Annotated in this window: 17 protein-coding genes; 5 read left to right on the top strand and 12 right to left on the bottom strand. The window is 60.4% G+C overall.

Annotated features, from left to right (window positions below; genetic code table 11):
* The 8 genes from AC11W3_RS02185 to proB form a co-directional block, all read right to left on the bottom strand.
* Positions 1-641, bottom strand: a 641-nt coding sequence (locus AC11W3_RS02185) for a lactate utilization protein (protein ID WP_484092414.1), incomplete at its 3' end; no start/stop codon positions are given.
* A gap of 240 nt (positions 642-881) precedes the next feature.
* Positions 882-1,547, bottom strand: a complete 666-nt coding sequence (locus AC11W3_RS02180; RefSeq protein WP_484089106.1) for a flavodoxin family protein — start codon at positions 1,545-1,547, stop codon at positions 882-884.
* A gap of 142 nt (positions 1,548-1,689) precedes the next feature.
* On the bottom strand, positions 1,690-3,228 hold the full coding sequence (gene gpmI / locus AC11W3_RS02175) for a 2,3-bisphosphoglycerate-independent phosphoglycerate mutase (protein ID WP_484089107.1): 1,539 nt from the start codon (positions 3,226-3,228) through the stop codon (positions 1,690-1,692).
* Between the two features lie 63 nt (positions 3,229-3,291).
* A complete protein-coding gene (locus AC11W3_RS02170) occupies positions 3,292-3,756 on the bottom strand; it encodes a 23S rRNA (pseudouridine(1915)-N(3))-methyltransferase RlmH (RefSeq protein WP_484089108.1) in 465 nt (154 codons plus the stop codon).
* The gene (rsfS, locus tag AC11W3_RS02165) at positions 3,753-4,142 is read right to left on the bottom strand and encodes a ribosome silencing factor (protein ID WP_484089109.1); all 390 of its coding nucleotides are present in this window, start codon (positions 4,140-4,142) and stop codon (positions 3,753-3,755) included. Before rsfS ends, AC11W3_RS02170 begins: the two co-directional genes overlap by 4 nt.
* Positions 4,132-4,782, bottom strand: coding sequence for a nicotinate-nucleotide adenylyltransferase (nadD, locus tag AC11W3_RS02160; RefSeq protein ID WP_484089110.1), 651 nt, complete (start codon positions 4,780-4,782; stop codon positions 4,132-4,134). Before nadD ends, rsfS begins: the two co-directional genes overlap by 11 nt.
* Positions 4,783-5,065: 283 nt before the next feature.
* On the bottom strand, positions 5,066-6,322 hold the full coding sequence (locus tag AC11W3_RS02155; protein ID WP_484089111.1) for a glutamate-5-semialdehyde dehydrogenase: 1,257 nt from the start codon (positions 6,320-6,322) through the stop codon (positions 5,066-5,068).
* A gap of 56 nt (positions 6,323-6,378) precedes the next feature.
* Entirely contained in the window at positions 6,379-7,500 is a 1,122-nt protein-coding gene (proB, locus tag AC11W3_RS02150; RefSeq protein WP_484089227.1) for a glutamate 5-kinase, read from the bottom strand.
* A gap of 150 nt (positions 7,501-7,650) precedes the next feature.
* Between proB and AC11W3_RS02145 the strand changes: the two genes are divergently transcribed.
* Positions 7,651-8,145, top strand: coding sequence for a DUF2062 domain-containing protein (locus tag AC11W3_RS02145; protein ID WP_484089112.1), 495 nt, complete (start codon positions 7,651-7,653; stop codon positions 8,143-8,145).
* A gap of 266 nt (positions 8,146-8,411) precedes the next feature.
* On the opposite strand, the gene AC11W3_RS02140 is transcribed toward AC11W3_RS02145, so the two are convergent.
* On the bottom strand, positions 8,412-9,413 hold the full coding sequence (locus AC11W3_RS02140; RefSeq protein ID WP_484089113.1) for an anion permease: 1,002 nt from the start codon (positions 9,411-9,413) through the stop codon (positions 8,412-8,414).
* Entirely contained in the window at positions 9,406-10,023 is a 618-nt protein-coding gene (locus tag AC11W3_RS02135; RefSeq protein WP_484089114.1) for a DUF47 domain-containing protein, read from the bottom strand. The genes AC11W3_RS02140 and AC11W3_RS02135 overlap by 8 nt, the downstream gene beginning before the upstream one ends.
* 204 nt (positions 10,024-10,227) lie before the next feature.
* Between AC11W3_RS02135 and uppP the strand changes: the two genes are divergently transcribed.
* From uppP to AC11W3_RS02115, 4 genes are all read left to right on the top strand, one after another.
* Complete coding sequence (gene uppP, locus AC11W3_RS02130) at positions 10,228-11,037, top strand: undecaprenyl-diphosphatase UppP (protein WP_484089115.1); 810 nt, start codon at positions 10,228-10,230, stop codon at positions 11,035-11,037.
* Positions 11,038-11,119: 82 nt separating this feature from the next.
* A complete protein-coding gene (gene radC / locus AC11W3_RS02125; protein ID WP_484089116.1) occupies positions 11,120-11,830 on the top strand; it encodes a RadC family protein in 711 nt (236 codons plus the stop codon).
* A 40-nt stretch (positions 11,831-11,870) separates the two neighbouring features.
* Positions 11,871-12,341, top strand: a complete 471-nt coding sequence (locus AC11W3_RS02120; protein WP_484089117.1) for a discoidin domain-containing protein — start codon at positions 11,871-11,873, stop codon at positions 12,339-12,341.
* 68 nt (positions 12,342-12,409) lie between these two features.
* Positions 12,410-13,759, top strand: a complete 1,350-nt coding sequence (locus tag AC11W3_RS02115; protein WP_484089118.1) for a dihydrolipoyl dehydrogenase family protein — start codon at positions 12,410-12,412, stop codon at positions 13,757-13,759.
* Positions 13,760-13,810: 51 nt separating this feature from the next.
* On the opposite strand, the gene AC11W3_RS02110 is transcribed toward AC11W3_RS02115, so the two are convergent.
* Positions 13,811-14,470 carry a DUF1318 domain-containing protein gene (locus AC11W3_RS02110; protein WP_484089119.1) on the bottom strand — a complete coding sequence of 220 codons (660 nt, stop codon included), beginning with the start codon at positions 14,468-14,470 and terminating at the stop codon, positions 13,811-13,813.
* Between the two features lie 176 nt (positions 14,471-14,646).
* Entirely contained in the window at positions 14,647-18,195 is a 3,549-nt protein-coding gene (locus AC11W3_RS02105; RefSeq protein WP_484089120.1) for an AsmA family protein, read from the bottom strand.
* Positions 18,196-18,386 lie beyond the last annotated feature (191 nt).

Raw genomic sequence — 18,386 nt, 5'->3', positions numbered from 1 at the left:
TCCTCGTTGACGACGAGGACCCTGATGTCGGTGTTGCGCGGTTTCCTTTCGATGACGGTGGTCACGCGGCAGATCCTCTGCGGCGAGTTGCAGTCGGAGCAGAAACCGGTGGTGGCGCAGGGGGTGGCAAGGCTGAGGCGCTTGGAGTTTGGGGGCGCGGCATAGCTCTTGATCCTGTGTATGGCGTCTTCCACGGTGCCATCGACGAGCTTGTTCCTGCCGACCACTACGATGACCTTGAGCGGTCCGAAGAACATCGCCGCAACCCTGTTGCCGTTGCCGTCTATGTTGACAAGCTCACCGGAAAGGGTGACCGCATTGCTGCCGGTAAGAAAGAGGTCGCAGGTCAGCTGACGGCGGCAGATGGCGAGTTTTTCCTCAGGGGTCAGCCCCGGCTCGCCATGGTTCAGGATTTCCTTGCCCATCGACTTCAGCCTGTCGGCGAGCTTCAGTTCTGCGACGGACATGGAACCGCCGAAGCCTATGCTTTTGGCGGTGGCGGCTTCGTTGACGATGTAATGGAAGACTTCTTCGCCGCTTTTGCAGTAGACGGCATCGAAGCCGTTCTTCTTCAGGCTGTCGATAGCCTTTTCGCACTTAAGGGCATAGGCCCAGTCATTGAGTTCGTCTGTCTTGCTCATGCGCTACCCCCAATCTCTTTGTTTAATGATGGTAGGGGCGAATAATTATTCGCCCTGCTTTGGCATTCGCGATGCTGTTCCTAGGCAAATCCCCCCTGTCCCCCCTTTGTCAAGGGGGGGACCAGTGGTGGGACGTTATACACGGTTCCATGATTGACAGTTCCATGATTGACGGGTTCACGGTTGACCATTCACCATTCACCATTCACCATTCACCATTCACCATTCACGGTTCACGGTTCACCCGCGGTTGGCGAGGAGATCGCGCTCGTAGGGCCAGTACTCGCCCATCATGGAGATGAGATACTTCATCCTGGTCTTGAACTCGAGACGCCACTCGTCCTGCTCCGGGAAAGCTCGCTTCTCGCGCACAGCCTCGCAGAGCTCCTTCCCGAGTCCCCGGGCTTTTTCGAAGAGCGCCTCCTGGTCCGGGAACGTCCGGAAGCCAGCTCCGGGGGAGCCGATCTTCCCAACACACTGCATCCCAACGGAGTTGGCGATCCGCGCCATGTAATCGAGCACTTCTTCGTCACCGCCACCGCCGGACGTTTCAACCACGACGGCATATTTGCCTTCCAGCGCGGTGGTATGAGCCAGCCCGTTGCACCTGTCAAAGAAGGCCTTCATCTGCGCCGTGACGCTGAAGATGTAGTTCGGACTGGCGTAGACGACGGCGTCGGCGGCAATGAGCTTGTCCTTGATGCTCTCGTAGTCGTCCTTGATCGGACAGACGCCGACCTTGTGGCAGGCGTCGCAGGCAACGCAGGGGTTGAGGGGAGTCTTGGAGAGGGAGAGGACCTCCACCTCTGCGCCCGACTCGGTAGCTCCCGCGAGAACTTCCTCTAAAAGTTTTCCCGTGGAGCCCGCCATGCCGCGCGGGCTTCCATTTATGGCAACAATCTTCATCTTGAATCTCCTTACATGCCTTTTAGCGCGGGATCGAAATCTGATAACTTCGGATTAACCCGAGAGTCTTTTCCGGAGTCTTTTGGTTTTTCGGATTTCAATCGGATTCGATCCGACTTTATCCCGCGCCAAGTTTTTGCAGCTACTTCACGATCAGGCTCTTGCCGGTCATCTCCTTCGGCTGCGGAAGGCCGAGGATCTCCAGCATGGTGGGTGCCAGGTCGGCCAGGACGCCCTTCCTGAGCTTCACCCCTTTCCGGGAATCGTCCACCAGGACCACGGGCGCCATGTCGCAGGTGTGCGCGGTGTGAGGTCCGCCCTGGTCGTCGACCATCATCTCGGCGTTGCCGTGATCGGCGGTGATGAGAACCACACCCCCCTTTTCCCGAACCTTGTCGACCAGCTTGCCGACACATTCGTCGACTGCCTCAACCGCGCGGATCGCGGCTTCCATGATCCCGGTGTGGCCGACCATGTCGGCGTTGGCGAAGTTGAGGATGATAACGTCGTACTTGTCGTCATTAAGCCGCTTCAGCAGCTCCGCGGTCACCCCGTAGGCGCTCATTTCCGGCTTCTGATCGTAGGTCGCCACCTCTTGGGGCGACGGGATCAGCGCCCGGTCCTCGCCCGCGAAGGGAGTCTCCCTGCCGCCGTTGAAGAAGAAGGTGACATGGGCATACTTTTCGGTTTCCGCGATCCTCAGCTGGGTCAGGCCCGCATTGGCGATGACCTCAGGGAAGATGTTGGTCAGCTCCTGCGGTCCGAAAGCCACCGGGAGGCCGAAGGACTCGTCGTAGGTGGTGAGGCAGACGTAGGAGGAAAGCTTCGGCCATACCTCCCGTTGGAAGCCATCGAAAGCGGGATCGGTGAAGGCGCGGGTGATCTCGCGGGCGCGGTCGGAGCGGTAGTTGAAAAAGATGAAGGCGTCACCCTCGGTCAGTTTGCCGACCGGGGCCAACCTGTCAACGATGACACTCGGCATCACGAATTCGTCCGTGACCCCTTCGCCATAGCTATCCCGGATCGCTGCCTCTGCCGACGGATACGTCTTCCCTTCACCCAAGACGATGGCGCGGTAGGCTTTCTCGACGCGGTCCCACCTGTTGTCACGGTCCATAGCATAGTAGCGTCCGATGACGGTAGCGATCCTGCCCATCCCTATCTTGGCGATCTCGCCTTCCAACCTGGCAAGGTACTCGGCCCCGCTTTGCGGAGGAGTGTCGCGGCCATCCAGCAGGCAGTGAACCAAGACATCCTTCACCCCCTGACGCTTGGCCATCTCGATCAGTGCATAGAGATGGGTATCGTGGGAGTGTACGCCGCCGTCGGAGAGAAGACCGGCCAGATGGAGTCTCCCACCCGCCGCCTTGCACTTCTGCATGCACTCGACCAGCACCGGATTCTCGAAGAAGTCGCCATCTTGGACCGACTTGCTGATGCGGGTCAGGTCCTGGTAGACGACGCGCCCGGCGCCAATGTTGGTGTGGCCGACCTCGGAGTTCCCCATCTGTCCGGAGGGGAGGCCGACCGCCATCCCGGAACCGTCGATCTCGCTGGTGGGATATTCGGCGCTAAGGCGGGTCATGTTCGGAGTCTTAGCCCTGGCTACGGCGTTGTTCTCCTGTTCGGGGTTTATCCCCCAGCCATCGAGGATCATCAAGAGCAGAGGTTTCTTTGACATGGTCTTCTCCCTCACTAGTGAAATAAAAAAGGTGAAGAGAACTTCACCTTAATGCACTACACGTTACTCATGGTGGTACGGCTCACCGTTGATGATGGTGAACCCGCGGTAGATCTGCTCCAGCAGAAAGACCCGGACCATCTGGTGGGTGAGCGTCATCTTCGACAGCGAGATGGACTTGAAGGCCTGGCTGCGGAAGCTGTCGGTGAACCCGTAGGCCCCGCCGATGGCGAAGACCAGGTCCGACACCCCCTGGTCCCGGCTGCGCGAGAGGAAAGTGGCGAACTCGGGGGAGGTCATTGACTCCCCCCGCTCATCCAGCACCACCAGCCTTGCGCCCTTAGGGAGGAGCTTGGAGAGTCTTTCGCATTCCCGCTCCCGCATGGCGGGCGCCGCGGCACCCTTCTCCTCCCGGGCCTCCAGGATCTCGAGCGGCAGGTAGCGCCGGATTCGCCCGGCATACTCGTCGATCCCGGCTCGGACCCAGGGTTCCTGGGTCTTCCCGACCCAAAGGAGCTTCAGCCTCACGCCGGTTCTTTATTTTCCCAGAGGTGTTCCTCCGGAATCTTCACCTCGGGCGCACGGCCCCAGAGTTCGTCCAGGTTGTACAGGGCGCGGACATCTTCCTGGAAGACGTGCACGATGATGTCGCCGTAATCGACCACAATCCAGCGCCCCTCGTCATACCCCTCGGTATCGAGTGCCTTATCGAAAGGCTTCAGCCCAAGTTTTACGGAATCGGCGATGGCCTGTACCTGACGGTCGGAGCGGCCGCTGGCCAGGACCAGGTATTCGGCAATGCTGGAGATCTTCCCAATCTGCAGGACTCTTACGTTGAGGGCTTTCTTATCCAAAGCGAACGCCGCGCATTTCACCGCGCGCTCTTCCGCCGAAAGGAGTGCTTCATTTTGCATCGATATATAACCTCTGTTCCCTTATGTAGTGATCGACCGCATCCGGAACCAGATACCTGATCGACCTCCGCCCCCTGACCAGCTGGCGGATATGACTGGACGAGATGTCCAGCAGGACTCCGTCGAGCGCGTAGACGCAGTGACCGGAGCTGTGATTTAGACGTTTAGCCGCGGCATCATAACAAAATTCAGATGTCATGGCAACAGGGAGGGCCTTGGTCAGACTCTTGATGGTCGATCCCGGCCGCTGCACGCAGATGATGTTGGCGAGGGCGAAAATAGCGGCATATTCGCGCCAGGTGGAGATGTCATTGAAGGAGTCGGCGCCGACGATGAAGTACAGCTGGTCGTCGGGATACTCCGTTTTCAGGGCGCGGAGGGTGTCGATCGAGTACGACCTGCCGCCGCGAAGACCTTCCATGTCGGAGGCCAGGAAGTATGGGTTCTCTGCCACCGCCAGGCGCACCATCTCCAATCGGCTGGCGAAAGAGAGTTCCCCCACCGTCGGCTTGTGGGGAGGAGTGGCAGCCGGGATGAAGATCACCCGGTCGAGTCCGAAGACGTCCCGTGCCTCCTCCGCGATCCGTAGATGCGCGTTATGTATGGGGTTGAAGGTCCCCCCCAGTATCCCGATCTTCATGCTGCTTTGCCTCCGGTCTGGGCTGCACGAACGTCCTTAGAAATGCGCCCTTCGACAGGCTCAGGGCGAACGGTTTCACAATGCTTCAGTTCCGATTTACGGTATCGGTCTTCGTTCCAGCGACTGCTATGCCACAGTGAACGGAATTGACAAGGCAGTTCCCGTTTAGGGTACCAGCTTCGTCCCAGCGGCAGCGATGTCAGGGCGAACGGAATTCACGATGGCAAGGCCGTTTACGGTACCGTTCCTTTCGCTGCAACTATCTGTAATCCGTTCGATTGCCTTACGGGCGCACCTGACCGTCACCGTAGACGATGAACTTGGTAGTGGTCAGGTCGGTCAACCCCATCGGCCCGAAAGAATGCAACTTGGTGGTCGAGATCCCGATTTCGGCACCGAGCCCGAGCTGGTTGCCATCGGAGAAGCGGGTGGAAGCATTGACCATGACAACCCCGGAGTTGACCTCGCGAATGAACCGCTGGGCGTTCGCATAATCGCCCGTGATGATCGATTCGGTGTGCAATGAGCCGTAACGGTTGATGTGCTCGATCGCGGCATCCATGTCGTCGACGACCTTGGCGGCAAGGATCAGCTCCAGGTACTCCGCGTGCCAGTCCTCTTCGGTGGCCTTCTTCGCCTTGGGCGCGAACTGCCGGAAGATCTCGTCCCCCCGCAACTCCACCTTCAGGCCGTGCAGCACGTCATAGATGAAGGGCACGAAGCTCTCCGCGATGTCCCGATGGATCAGCAGCGTCTCCAGGGCGTTGCAGACGCCCGGTCTCTGCGTCTTGGCGTTGATCACTATCTCGCGCGCCATCTCGAAATCGGCCGTGGCATCGATGAAGATGTGGCAGACGCCCTTGTAGTGCTTGATGACCGGGATCTTGGAGTTTTCCACCACGAACCTGATCAGGCTCTCGCCGCCGCGCGGGATGATGACGTCGATGAATTCTTCCTGCTTGAGCATCTCCTCCACACCTTCGCGCTCGACGAAGGGGATGAGGGAGAGCGCCGCCTCCGGGATGTCCCGCTTGGCCAGCTCCTCTTTGAGGAACCTGGCGATGGCGACATTGGAGTAGATCGCTTCCGAGCCGCCGCGTAGGACGACCGCATTACCGCTCTTCAGGCAGAGCACGGCGGCGTCGGAGGTGACGTTGGGCCGGGATTCGTAGATGATGCCGACCACGCCCAGCGGGATGCGCATCTTGCCCACCATCAGGTCGTTCGGGCGCTTCCACATCCCGGTGACCTCACCTACCGGATCCGGGAGTGCGGCAACCTCGCGGATGGCGTCGGCCATCCCCTTGATGCGGGCTTCGTCGAGCATGAGGCGGTCCAGCATCGCTGCCGAAAGCCCCCTCTTCTCCCCAGCCTCCAGGTCCTTCTTGTTCTCCTCGATGATGTGCGGCGCGTTGTTGATCAGCGCCATCGCCATGTCCATGAGGAGTTCGTTCTTCACATTGGAAGACAGCCTGGCCATGGCGAACGAAGCCTGCCTCGCGTCAGCTGCTATCTTACGGATTCTTTCGGCAACGGTCATTTCATACCTCCTTAAACTTTCACAAAGGCCCTGCCGGCTCCCCCTTTAACAAAGGGTCACAGCAGAACCAGGTTGTCCCGGTGGATGACGTCGTCCCCATAGCGGAAGCCGAGGATCTTTTCGATCTCGCTGCTCTTGTGCCGGCTGATCAACTCGATCTCCTGGCTGGAATAATCGACGATGCCGCGGGCGAATTCCAACCCGTCCGGCGCCACCACGCGTACGCAGGCGCCGCGGGCGAAGCGCCCCTCAACGCTGGCAATGCCGGAGGGGAGAAGACTTTTGCCGTGCTTCGCCAACACCTCCCGCGCCCCCGCGTCGACATGAATCGATCCCGCCGGTCTCAGTGTGTAGGCGATCCAGTGCTTGCGCCGGTTAAGCGACTGACCAGAGGGAAGAAAGAGGGTCCCTATCTCTTCTCCGGCCATGACTCGGGTCACGTTCCCCTTGACCTTCCCGGCGAAGACCACGGCGGCAACGCCTGATTTGGTCACCTTCTTGGCGGCCGCGAGTTTGGTGGCCATGCCCCCGGTCCCGACGGAGGTCCCGCTGCCGCCGGCGCCGCGCTCCATCTCCCGGGTAATGCTCCTCACCTGGTGGATGAGAGTGGCCCCTGGATCGGTGCGGGGATCGGCGGTATAGAGCCCGTCGATGTCGGTCATGATCAGCAGAAGCTGGGCCTCGACCAGATTGGTCACCAGCGCCGAAAGGTTGTCGTTGTCGCCGAACTTCAGCTCGTCGACCACGACCGTGTCGTTCTCATTGATAACAGGAATGATGCCGCAGGCAAGGAGCGTGTCCAGGGTGCCGCGGGCATTCTGGAAGCGGCGCCTGTTAGCCAGGTCGTCCCGCGTCAACAGGATCTGCGCGACCGTCAAGTCGTACCCGGAAAAGGCCTCCTCATAGGCCCGCATCAGCCTCGACTGCCCGATGGCCGCGGCAGCCTGCTTTTGAGGCAACGTGTTCGGCCGCCCCCCCAGTCCCAGCACCTTGCGCCCGGCGGCAACCGCCCCTGACGACACGATCACCACCTCGATCCGCCTCGATCTGAGCCGGGCTATTTCCTCGGCGAGACCGCCGAGAAAAGAGGGATTTATGCCGTCTTGCTCGCTGGTCAAGACGCCGCTGCCGATCTTCAGTACAATCCTTTTTGCCTTCTTGAGCAGTTCCTTCCGCATGGCCTCAGCTGTATACATAATGATATTTTTTTAAAGGAGTGGATATTACCACGTTTCAAAATGCATGGCAAATGCCTTGACAGCAGCGGCTTAAATGATTTGACAAACTTCTACGGGAACTTTAGACTGGGCCATCTTCGAGGTGAATAGTTGCTGAACAAGAAGCTCTGGAAAAAACGACTCTACGCCATCCTGTCGCTGGACAGCCACCCCGGCCATATTGCAGCCGGTTTCGCAGTAGGCGTCTTTATCAGCTTCACCCCTTTCTTCGGCCTTCATACCCCACTCGCCATCGCCGCCGCCTTCATCTTCCGGCTCAACAAGCTGACCTGCGTGACAGGTGCCTGGGTCAACACCCCCATCACGGTGGTGCCGATCCTCGGGGTCAGTTACAAAGTCGGCAGGTTCCTGCGTGGCCGCCCGGTTAATGATCTGCCGCTGCAGGCCCTGCAAGGGAGCCTGGAATGGCACAATCTCGAGAAGTACGCGAAGTCGCTGATCCTCGGATGCTCCCTCATGGGATTCTGCGCTGCCGTCATCTCCTACTTCATCTGCTACTACCTGGTCGTCAGGTTCCGCGCCCGTGACGCCGCCCAGACTGAACTGGCTAAAGAGATGGAGGAAGTGGGAGAGGAACTCGAGTAACCGCGAAAAGCCGACCGCAGAGGACGCCGGGGACTCCGCAGAGGACTCAGGGGAACACCTCTTGGACTATCCTACATACGCAGCCGTAGGGTTCTTTTCCGGTTCACCCCTTCTTTTCCTCTGTGCCCCTCTGTGACGACCTCTGAGTCCTCCGTGTGAATGCTTCTGTCTTTCCCCCGCCGTCAGCTTGCTTTCCGCTTTAACGAAAAAAGCGCCGGCAGCGTCATCCGCTCCGGCGCTTCTCGTTTATCTATTCCCGACAGCTTTTATCTCCCCAGGAATGGCGACAGCACGCTGTAGCCGAGGAAGCCCATGGTGGCCGAGGCGGGGATGGTGATGACCCAGGCGCAGACGATCCGGTAGGCGACACTCCAGTTAACCGCTGACATCCTCTTCGACAGACCGACCCCAAGGATCGCCGAGGTGATCACGTGGGTGGTACTGGTGGGAAGGCCCATGGCGGCCGCCCCCAGGATGACCCCCGCCGAGGCGGTCTCGACGCAGAAGCCGTGCACCGGCTGCAGCTTCACGAAGTCATGGCCGACGGTCTTTATGATTCTCCATCCACCCGCAGCGGTCCCCAGTGCCATGGCGACGGCGCAGCCCACCTTGACCCAAGTCGGGACGTCGAAGGTGGCAAGGGTCCCGTAGCTCACGAGCGCCATGGTGATGACACCCATCGACTTCTGGGCATCAGCGGTCCCGTGGGAAAAGGCCATCACTGCAGCGGAGAGGATCTGAAGCTTCCGGAAGTTCTTGTTCAGCCCGTAGGGCGCGCTGTTCCTGAAGATCCACATCAGCGTCACCATGAACAGGAAGCCGAAGAAGGCACCGACGACAGGGGAGACCAGCAGCACGGTGATGATCTTCTCGAGCCCCTTCCAGTGAAGAGCCTGCGTTCCGGCGTGGGCGATGACCGAGCCGACCAGCCCCCCGATGATGGCATGGGAGGAGGAGGACGGAAGCCCGTAGTACCAGGTGACGAGGTTCCACACTATAGCGCCGAGGACGCCGGCCAGGACGACCATCTGGGTAATGTTATTGGCGTCGACAATGCCCTTGCCGATGGTGGAGGCGACCTTGGTGGAGATCATGGCGCCTACGAAGTTGAGCCCCGCCGCCATCAGGATGGCGCTTCTTATGGACAGGGCGCGGGTCGAGACGCAGGTGGCGATGGCATTGGCCGTGTCGTGGAAACCATTGATGTAATCGAACAGTAGCGCCGCAACAATCACGGCGACCAACAGGACGAGTGTGGTCTCAGGCATTTTTTACCACCACGCTTTCCAGGATGTTCGCGGCGTCTTCACATTTGTCGGTGGCCGTTTCCAGCGTCTCGTAGATCTCCTTCCACTTGATGAGTTGGATCGGGTCCTTTTCCTCGTCGAAGAGGCGGCTGATGGCTTCGCGGCAGACGCGGTCAGCCTCGTTTTCCAGGGCGTTGACCTCGATGCAGTAGGCGCTGATCGGCTCCAGCTTCCCGCCCAGGACCGCAACGGTCTTGTCTATGGTCTGGCAGGCCTTCAGGATCAGGAAGGCGAGCTCCTTGGACTCGGGGGTCGGCTTCTCCACATTGTACATGACCACGCGCTGGGCCGAGGCGTCGATCAGGTCGAGGATGTCATCGAGGGCCGAGGAGAGGGCATAGATGTCCTCCCTGTCAAAGGGGGTGACGAAGCTCTTGTTCAGTTTCTTGATGATGTCGTGGGTGATGGTATCGCCCTTGTGCTCGACCTCCTTGATCTTGCGCTGGCTGGCAGCCGGATCGGTAAAGTTGTCGAGCATGTCCTTGAGGAGTTCTGCCCCCTCGACGATGTTGTGCGACATATCCCGGAACATGGCGAAGAATTTCTCGTCCTTAGGAATCAACCCAAACATTTCGTTCCTCCAAGGTTGCGGCCGGCAACGGCCAATTATGAGTTCAAAACTGTGAAGATATAACACACTCGATTTAAACATTACAGCAGGAAATGCGTAATTTTGGTTCTCTAATGAATAAAGCCGCCGTTTCGTCTTGATTTATCAGGCCAGTTGGCTTATTGTCGCTGGTATTTTTTAACATATGGCAGGAGTCAAATCAGGATGAATCCTTTTCACGCCGCAGTCCTTGGCACCGTTCAGGGCCTCACCGAGGTCCTTCCCATCAGCAGCTCCGCGCACCTCATCCTGATACCGAAGTTCCTGAAGTGGCCGGAATCGGGGATCACCTTCGACGTGGCGCTCCATATCGGCACCTTCATAGCGCTGGCGTTGTATTTCTGGCGCGACATCATCGAGCTGATCGGGAACTTCTTCGCCGCCTGCCGCGGCGGCCTCAACACCCCGGCGCGCTGCCTTCCCTTCTACATCCTGGCCGCCACCGTCCCTGCCGCCCTGGTGGGGAAAACCCTGGAGGAGCCGATCGAGGAGATCTTCCGCAAAAGCCCGGCCATGATCGCCGTCTTGCTGATAATTTTCGGCCTGCTGCTCGCCTTCGCCGACACCACCGGAGCCAAGAGGTGGAAGATCGACAAGATCACCCTGAAGTACTCCATCCTGATCGGGATCGCCCAGTGCCTGGCCCTGATCCCCGGCGTTTCCCGCTCCGGCATCACCATAACCGCCGCTCTGCTGCTCGGGTTCCACCGCGAGTCCGCCGCCCGTTTCTCCTTCCTCATCTCGCTCCCGATCGTGGCTGGAGCAGCCCTTCTCAAGGTGGGACATCTGCTGAAAGTAGGTGTCCCCGCCGGAGAAGGGATCCCGCTGCTCATAGGCATATCCACCTCCGCCTTCTTCGGCTTCCTGAGCGTCGCCTTTCTCCTCAAACTGGTGCAGCGCGATTCACTCTACCCCTTCGTATGGTACCGCCTCCTTGCCGGCTGCGGCGCCCTCGCCTTGGCTTTGCTGTTCTAAGCCATAGCTCCGCACCCTCCCTGGCAAACGCCCGTTCCTGAGGTATATTTTAGCTTTATTCTTCAGGGGGGCGGGAGGTGCCATGAGCGGAGGGATAAAGAACTGGCCTCAGGGCGAGCGCCCAAGGGAGAAGCTTCTGCAGTCCGGGACCTCCGCCCTTAGCGACGCCGAACTCCTTGCCCTGATCATCGGCAGCGGGGATGCGGCCAGCAGCCGCAGCGCCCTCGATCTGGGCCGCGAGCTGCTGCTTGAGTTCAGATCGCTGCGCTCCCTCGCCGATGCCTCCTGTGCCGAGCTTCAGCGGGTAAAAGGAGTCGGCCCCGCCAAGGCTACCTGCATCAAGGCCGCCCTCGATCTCGCCAGGCGCGTCAGAGAGCAGAACCGTCCCATCGAATCACCTACCCGCTTCACCTCCGCCTCACAAGTCTTCGAACACCTACAAGAGCTACAAGAACTCGATCATGAATTCAGGGACGTTCACAAGGAGTACTTCATGGCGCTCCTTCTGGATGGCAAGAACCGGGTCATCAAGCGGGTCCGGATCTCGGAAGGCTCGTTGAACCAGAGCATCGTCCACCCCCGCGAGGTCTTCAACGTCGCCGTGCGGGAGTCGGCCGCCGCCATGATCCTCTTGCACAACCACCCGACCGGGGACCCCTCCCCGAGCCAGGAGGACCTCGATGTCACCCGCAGGCTGCGGGAAGCCGGGGAACTGATGGGCATTAAAATCCTCGATCACATCATCATTGGAGAGGGTGCCTTCTACAGCTTCGCCGAGAGGGGGCATCTCTAAAGCGCGATCGCCGATCGGGCGGCCGCAACAGGAGAACTCAATGCTTAAAACCATTATTACTCCGCTGTCCAGGGGAGAGTTGAAGGAGCAGGGCTGGCTGGATCTTGAGCAACTGGCGCAGGTGGAGATAACCTCGGAGGACCCCTCCCATCCCATTGAGGCAGCGCTCAAGCCTGATGGCGGTACGGGGTGGCGGGCGGGACAGCCGGGGCCGCAGGTGGTGCGCCTCCTTTTCGACCAGCCACAGAGGATCAAGCGGATCCAGCTCCTCTTCGATGATCGGGACCAGGCCCGCACCCAGGAGTTCGTCCTGCGCTGGTCCGGGGACAACGGGAAGAGCTACCGCGAGATCGTCCGGCAGCAGTACAACTTCGCCCCTTCCGGAACCACCACGGAATCGGAGGAATACAAGCTGGACCTCACGGGAGTGACCGCGCTGGAGCTGGAGATCACCCCCGACATCAGCGGTTCCAGCGCCAGGGCGTCACTGGCCAAGCTCCGTCTGGGGTGAAGTCAAAAGTGGGACTGCCCGAACCTCATGCGATGAAATCGCCGTCAGATAGCCGGTAGGAGGATGCCATGCAACAGATGGTCGATGTGCTGGTGTTGGGGTCGGGGACGGCGGGGCTCACCCTGGCGATGGCCTGCAGCAAGGCGGGGCGCCGGGTGGCGGTAGCCGATGACAAGCCGTTCGGCGGGACCTGCGGGATGCGCGGTTTCGAGCCGGAGAAGTTCCTGGTGACTGCGGCGGCGATCGCCCAGCTGTCCGAGCAGATGTCGGAGAGCGGCATCCACCCTCCCGCGCGCATCGACTGGCCCGCACTGATCCGCTCGAAGACAGCCTTCGGCAACGGCGTTCCCGACCGAACCGAGAGGGCCCTGGAGAGCGCCGGGGTCCGGATGCTCTATGGCGCCGCGCGCTTTCTCTCTCCCGAGGAAGTCGTGATAGGCGATGGCAGCAGGGTCCGCGCCCGGGCCATCGTGATAGCCACCGGCGCCAGGACGGCCCCGCTCGACTTCCCGGGGGCCGAACTGGTCATCACCACCCAGGACTTCATGGATCTCTCCCAGATGCCGCGACGGGTGCTCTTCATCGGCGGGGGCTGCCAGGCCCTCTCGATGGCCCACGTGGCCAGGGCGGCCGGGGCCGTAGTAACCATCCTGCAGCGCGGGGAGCGCATACTGAAGCACTTCGATGACGAGATCATCCGCCGGCTGATCAAGTCGACCCAAGCCCTCGGTATCAACGTCGTCACCGGCGTCACCGCCTGCATGGCCGAAACCTACAACGGCGCCCTGCTCACCTACGGCAAGGCCGGCTGTGCGGAAGCCTTCGGCTCAGATGTCATCATCAATGCGTCGGGAAGGGTCCCGGATCTGGAGAAACTGGACCTGGAAGCGGGGAACGTGACCCGCAGCGAGCGGGGGGTGGAGGTAAACGATTTCCTGCAGAGCACCAGCAACCCGCTGGTCTGGGCTGTCGGCGACGCCTGCGACTCCCCCTTCCATCTCTCCTCGGTGGCGGACATGGAGGCGGAGGTCGCAGCCGAAAATATCATAAGAGGGAACGTGTCGCGCCCCGACTACCATGCGGTCCCGACGGTAGTCTCGACCCAGCCGCCGGTTGCCCAGGTGGGAATGACCGAACAGCAGGCCCATGAGGCGGGAATCGGCTTCCGCATCAATCGGGGCGCTACCAAGGATTGGCCGTCGTCAAGGCGGATAGGCCAGCAGCACGGGTTCTACAAGGTGCTGATCGAAAAGAAGAGCGAGAAGATAGTGGGGGCGCACATCTTTGGCCACAACGCGGGCGAAACGATCAATATTTTCGCCATGGCGATGAAGTTCGGCCTGACCACGAGAGAACTGTTCAAGGTCCTCTGGGCCTATCCCACCGACGCCTCGGATATCAGGGACATGATTGCATAACTCGGAATGCCCCTCCCCCGTAATTCAGCACCGTTGCAAACTTTGCACAGACTACTTCTCCACCCAGCGGCCGTTCTGCAACTGTACCCACCACCCCGGCTGTGCCGAGTCCCGCTTCGTATCGGCATAGGTGGCCGCCGCCCTTGCCATGACCGCATCAATGGCTGCCTTGCTTTCCTTTTGCTTGTTCAGCTTCAGTATGGCCTTCGCCATGCTGGTCACGACGGTCTTGCGACTCTGGTTCTCACCGGCGATCAAGCCTTCATCCTGCGCCGTCACCTTCGTCTTATCACGGACGGCTATCAGCCCCTGGTTGGTTAGCCCGATGGCATGACTGCCGAAAAGCTGGGTCAGCCTGGGGAGCCTCGCGCTCATCTCATCATAAGCCTTGAGGACTTCCGGCATACTGGAGAGCTCTACGGCGAGGACATCGGCCTCATTGTCGGCGGCATAGGCTGAAGATGCGAGGGAAAGTGAGGGGAGCTCGTCGAAGAGGCGGCTCTGCGGTTTTGCCTCCGGCTGTCCAGGTGCCGGGGCCGGCGCCTTTTGACCCGCGGGCGCCTTCTCTCCCGGTTTGAGAAGCATCTCATCCAGGGATTTGTAGGCTTCCTTGGCTGCCTTCTCGGGGAAATAGACATTGACTGTTATCACCGCGCAGGCAGCGAAAAAAAAGCAGCAAAGAGTCAACAGTGATTTCATAACCGTTTTCATGAGACCTCCAGGACCAAGTCGATTTTATCTCATCTAAATGCGTGTTGAAAGAATGCGAACGGTTGCAGACTTCCCCAGCGGGTTCAGCCATGGCTCTTCCCACAGGATAGCAACAGTCCCGAAAATATAGCACCAGGATCGTCACATTGAAAGGGCGTCGTCGCCTTTCTCATCAATCATTCCCCCCACTTGAACTCCTGGGTGGCCGGGGCCTCCTGCTTCTCCGGAGTCTCTGCCGGCTTAGCCCCCGTGCTTGGCGTCCCCCGGACTGCCGCTTCCTTGATGGACTCAAGTAAGTGATCAAGGGCGATGCGGTTTTGTCCCGGGGCGATGTTGACATTGAGGTCGCGCACTCCGATCAGGTTGGTGTGCTGAATAGTCAGGGTATCAAAGGTCAGATCCCCCTCCTCCAGCATCGCCTTGATCTCGGCCTTGTCGTAGGGACGATCGCTACGGAAAAAGAAGCCGCTCAGCTTCTGTTTGGCCAGGCGCTGCAGGAATTCCTTGCTCACCACCATCTTCTCTCCCGCCCCCTCCCTGGCCCATATTTGGGTGAAACCCGTGATCGCGGCAAGGCCGGTACCTTGGCCGCTGAAGCTCAGCACACCGTCGACGCGTCCGGAAATATAACCCGTAATATTTGGGAACATGCTGCACAGGGCCTTGAGGCTCGAGTTGTGGACCATGAGGTCGCCGCGATAGGAAAGTTTCTCCTGCATGTTCACATGCGCCTTCCCGAGGACCTCGCCCTCGAAAAGCGAAGCCCTGAACGAGGAGATATCGGTGACGCCGTTAGCGGCGGTGGCCGCCAGGGTGACCTTCCCCATTTGCAGGCCGCCGAGGGATAACTTGGCGATGGTGATGACCTCGCCGCCGGCAGGCCTGGTCAACTGCTCGAGCAGTCGGGGGAAGTTCTCCCTGCTGAAGCTGACCCGGTCCGGCGGCTTCACCTCTCCCTTCCCCGAGAGGTCGATGGAGAAAGGCAGCCGCCCCTGGACGCGGTCCACGGTAACTTTTTGCGACGGGACCTCCAGCGTGGCGTCCTTGAAGGTCAGCCCCCCCTCCACAAGCCTGTGTCCTTCCGCCAGCTCGACCCTACCGACCACCGCCACCGCCCCCTCGACGGTGGCCTCCTGGATGAAGCGGGGAAGCATGTTGACGAAGGGGTCCACCATCGAGTTGAGAGGGGTCTGCGGCAGCGAAAAATCGATCCGCCCTCGCCTCTTCGGGCTCTGGACCTGGGCCACCCCTCCCTTGAACTTCAGGGAAACCTCTTCGCCTGCCGAGATCACCCCTTCGCTGATGGCCAGATCCCCTTTTGCGAAGCTCCCGGTGACCGAGGCCCCGGCCCCGGAGATCATCGACTTGCCGCTGGCGTCGGTTATCCCGATGCCCGTCCCCTTGGACTTAAACCGGCAGGAAAGGCCGTCACGGCTGGAATAGCTCCCCTTGACCGAGAGATCGACGGATCCCCCCGCCGGATGGTAACTCGCGCCTTTCGGGAGGAACTCGGAAATGGCCGCCAGGTCGGCCCCGGTAACTGCCAGTTCGAAGCTCTGACCGGCGTCGAGGGCGAAGGGATTGAAATTAACTGTCCCCGCCAGCTTCCCACTGAAGAGCTCGCCCGTGGCGTCGGCCTTCCCCCCCCCCTTGGAGAAGGTGCCGTGCACTACCGGTGCGGCCACCTTCTTCCCCCGGTACGCCACCGATCGGGAGGTCAAATCGGCGGTGCCGTCGAGCCAGCTGCCGGCACTGTGGGTGTTAAAGGTGCCACGCAGCCGACCGGAGAGATCGCTCACCGCCACGTCCCGCTCCTTCACCTGCGCACCTTCCATGTCCACGGAAAGAGGATACGTCGTCACGTTGGCATCTCCCCGCTTGACGGGGATCGGGGTGCTGAGATGGGAAATTGAGAGCTCGACGCCCCCGGCGCTGGCGTGTGCGCCCTCAATGTCGAGGATGTTGTCGGCGAGCCGGTAAGCGAACTCGGCACTCCCTGTCTTGCCGTTGACGTCGAGCGCGGAAAAGTGGGCATCGCCGCGTAAGGAGAGGCGTCCGCCCTTTTTCTGAATCACGGCGGACGTGGAGCCGTCTCTGACTGCGACGACGGTCTTCCCACGGCTCCCGCGGAAATTTGCCAGCCGCACCTTGGCCGTGGCGCCAAAGTCCCGGGTGCTCTTTCCCGCGACATCGAGGACGACGGAGGCGGTTCCGGCATCGGCGTGGACCCCTGCCCTTTTCAACTGATCATTGAAAGTCGACAAAATGGCGCGAGGGAGCTTGAGTGAAGCGGTGACAGGGCTGGCTTTGGCCGCGTCGAAAGCGATCCGTCCGCTGAACGGTGTTCCCATGATCGTCGCGGAAAGAGCCGGAAGCTCGGCCTTGAGCGGTTTGAGCTTGGGGGAGAGGGTCAAGCTGGCAGGCATGTTCAGTGTCTGCACGACGGCGTTCTCGTGCCGCCCGGAGACCGAGAGTTTACCGCTGGCCTCGATGGCCTGTGGCCTGCGGGAAAAGCCGATCGTTCCGCCGAGGCCGGAGACGAGCAGCCGCCCTCCCCGGACCAGGGCGCCGTCATGCAGCTTCAGGGTACCGGTGGCAATCTTCAGTCCTTGCCGGTTTCCTTCAAGACGAAGGGAATCGCAGCGCATCCGGCCGGCAAAAGAGAGTTTCTTGCGCGCCTCGTCGGAAAGGAGGAGATTCAGCATGCTGAGATCTGCCTCATCCATGGCGAGCTGCAGTGAGAATTGCCGGTCTGTTCTCAGGCCCGAGGCCTTCCCCTCGGCATGGATCTTTCCGAGGCGGACGACGGAGAGGGTGCCGTTTTTCAGGGTGCCGGAGTCGTTCCGGATGTCGTAGTCGCCAACGAAATCAAGCCTCCCTGTGACGGGGAACCCGGCTTGCCCCGGCAGGCGCAGTCCGGTGAAATAAAAACCGCCGTCGGTGCTGACTATCCCCTTGTGCAGGCTTGCATTGAGCTGAAGGCTTCCCTTGCCGCCTGAGAAGAGGTCGGGGTTTTTTACTTTGAGTAGGTGCGCGGCATCTTTCAGCGACAGGGAGGGCGCGGTCAGGGCCAGATCAAGGGCGGAATCGGCGCCGGGCCGGGCTTTGCCCTTGACGAGGTAACGGTTGTGCGCCGCGTCCTCGAAGGCAAGATCCAGCTTCGATTCGAGGGAGCCCTTGGTGGTCAGGTTGAAGACCTGCAGCGAGACTCCCTGCACGCCGTACCCCTGGACCCTGAGCGACCCGTTCCTGATCACCAGGTCCTCGATCAGGGTCTCCTTTTTCGACGGCTTCCGGGTCAGGATTTTCTGGATCTCGCTGTAATTCCAGACTCCGCTGCTGTTTTGGTCGAGATTGATGCTGACTCCGCTGACGGCGATCAGCCTGAACCGCTGCCGACCTGACAGCAGTCCGCCCCACTCGGGGGCAATGGTGACCGAATCGGCGGCGGCGAGGTTTTCCTTCGGGAAGCCGGGAGGGTTTTGGAGACGGAGGCCTTTAAGGATTATCGCGTTTCCAGAGGTTTCGATGCGTTGAACCGTGAATGGCTGGTGCAGGTAGGATGTCAGCTCCCTGGAGAGCTGCGGCGCCGGAAGAGAGGTGGCGAGATAGATCCGGAGAGCGACGACAATCAGTAGAAGGATGCAGAGAATCCCCAGGATGATCAGCGCTACTAACTTCGCTGCCTTTTTTTCCGGTCTGGTTGTCGGCTCGTTCTCAGTCATCGCAAACCATGTCCCCGGGCGCCTCTCCATACGCTTCTGCGACGGCGTATCACGCATGCCCAAATCGAGCACCTTCGTCAACTATTATCATGAATGGCAGGAGCTCTTCAATGATATCAGTTAAGTTGGCGGAGTCATGAAAGCAAATCCCCCCTGTCCCCCCTTTGACAAGGGGGGGACGCTCGATCGGG

It is taken from the genome of Geomonas sp., assembly GCF_056994735.1.
The sequence above is the reverse complement of the archived record's forward strand: the minus strand, read 5'-3'. Positions and strand labels throughout refer to the sequence as shown.

Coding starts and splice junctions, on each gene's coding strand:
- AC11W3_RS02180 (WP_484089106.1), bottom strand. CDS start 1,547: ATGAAGATTGTTGCCATAAATGGAAGCCCGCGCGGCATGGCGGGCTCC.
- gpmI (WP_484089107.1), bottom strand. CDS start 3,228: ATGTCAAAGAAACCTCTGCTCTTGATGATCCTCGATGGCTGGGGGATA.
- rsfS (WP_484089109.1), bottom strand. CDS start 4,142: ATGCAAAATGAAGCACTCCTTTCGGCGGAAGAGCGCGCGGTGAAATGC.
- nadD (WP_484089110.1), bottom strand. CDS start 4,782: ATGAAGATCGGGATACTGGGGGGGACCTTCAACCCCATACATAACGCG.
- AC11W3_RS02155 (WP_484089111.1), bottom strand. CDS start 6,322: ATGACCGTTGCCGAAAGAATCCGTAAGATAGCAGCTGACGCGAGGCAG.
- proB (WP_484089227.1), bottom strand. CDS start 7,500: ATGCGGAAGGAACTGCTCAAGAAGGCAAAAAGGATTGTACTGAAGATC.
- AC11W3_RS02140 (WP_484089113.1), bottom strand. CDS start 9,413: ATGCCTGAGACCACACTCGTCCTGTTGGTCGCCGTGATTGTTGCGGCG.
- AC11W3_RS02135 (WP_484089114.1), bottom strand. CDS start 10,023: ATGTTTGGGTTGATTCCTAAGGACGAGAAATTCTTCGCCATGTTCCGG.
- uppP (WP_484089115.1), top strand. CDS start 10,228: ATGAATCCTTTTCACGCCGCAGTCCTTGGCACCGTTCAGGGCCTCACC.
- radC (WP_484089116.1), top strand. CDS start 11,120: ATGAGCGGAGGGATAAAGAACTGGCCTCAGGGCGAGCGCCCAAGGGAG.
- AC11W3_RS02120 (WP_484089117.1), top strand. CDS start 11,871: ATGCTTAAAACCATTATTACTCCGCTGTCCAGGGGAGAGTTGAAGGAG.
- AC11W3_RS02115 (WP_484089118.1), top strand. CDS start 12,410: ATGCAACAGATGGTCGATGTGCTGGTGTTGGGGTCGGGGACGGCGGGG.
- AC11W3_RS02110 (WP_484089119.1), bottom strand. CDS start 14,470: ATGAAAACGGTTATGAAATCACTGTTGACTCTTTGCTGCTTTTTTTTC.
- AC11W3_RS02105 (WP_484089120.1), bottom strand. CDS start 18,195: ATGACTGAGAACGAGCCGACAACCAGACCGGAAAAAAAGGCAGCGAAG.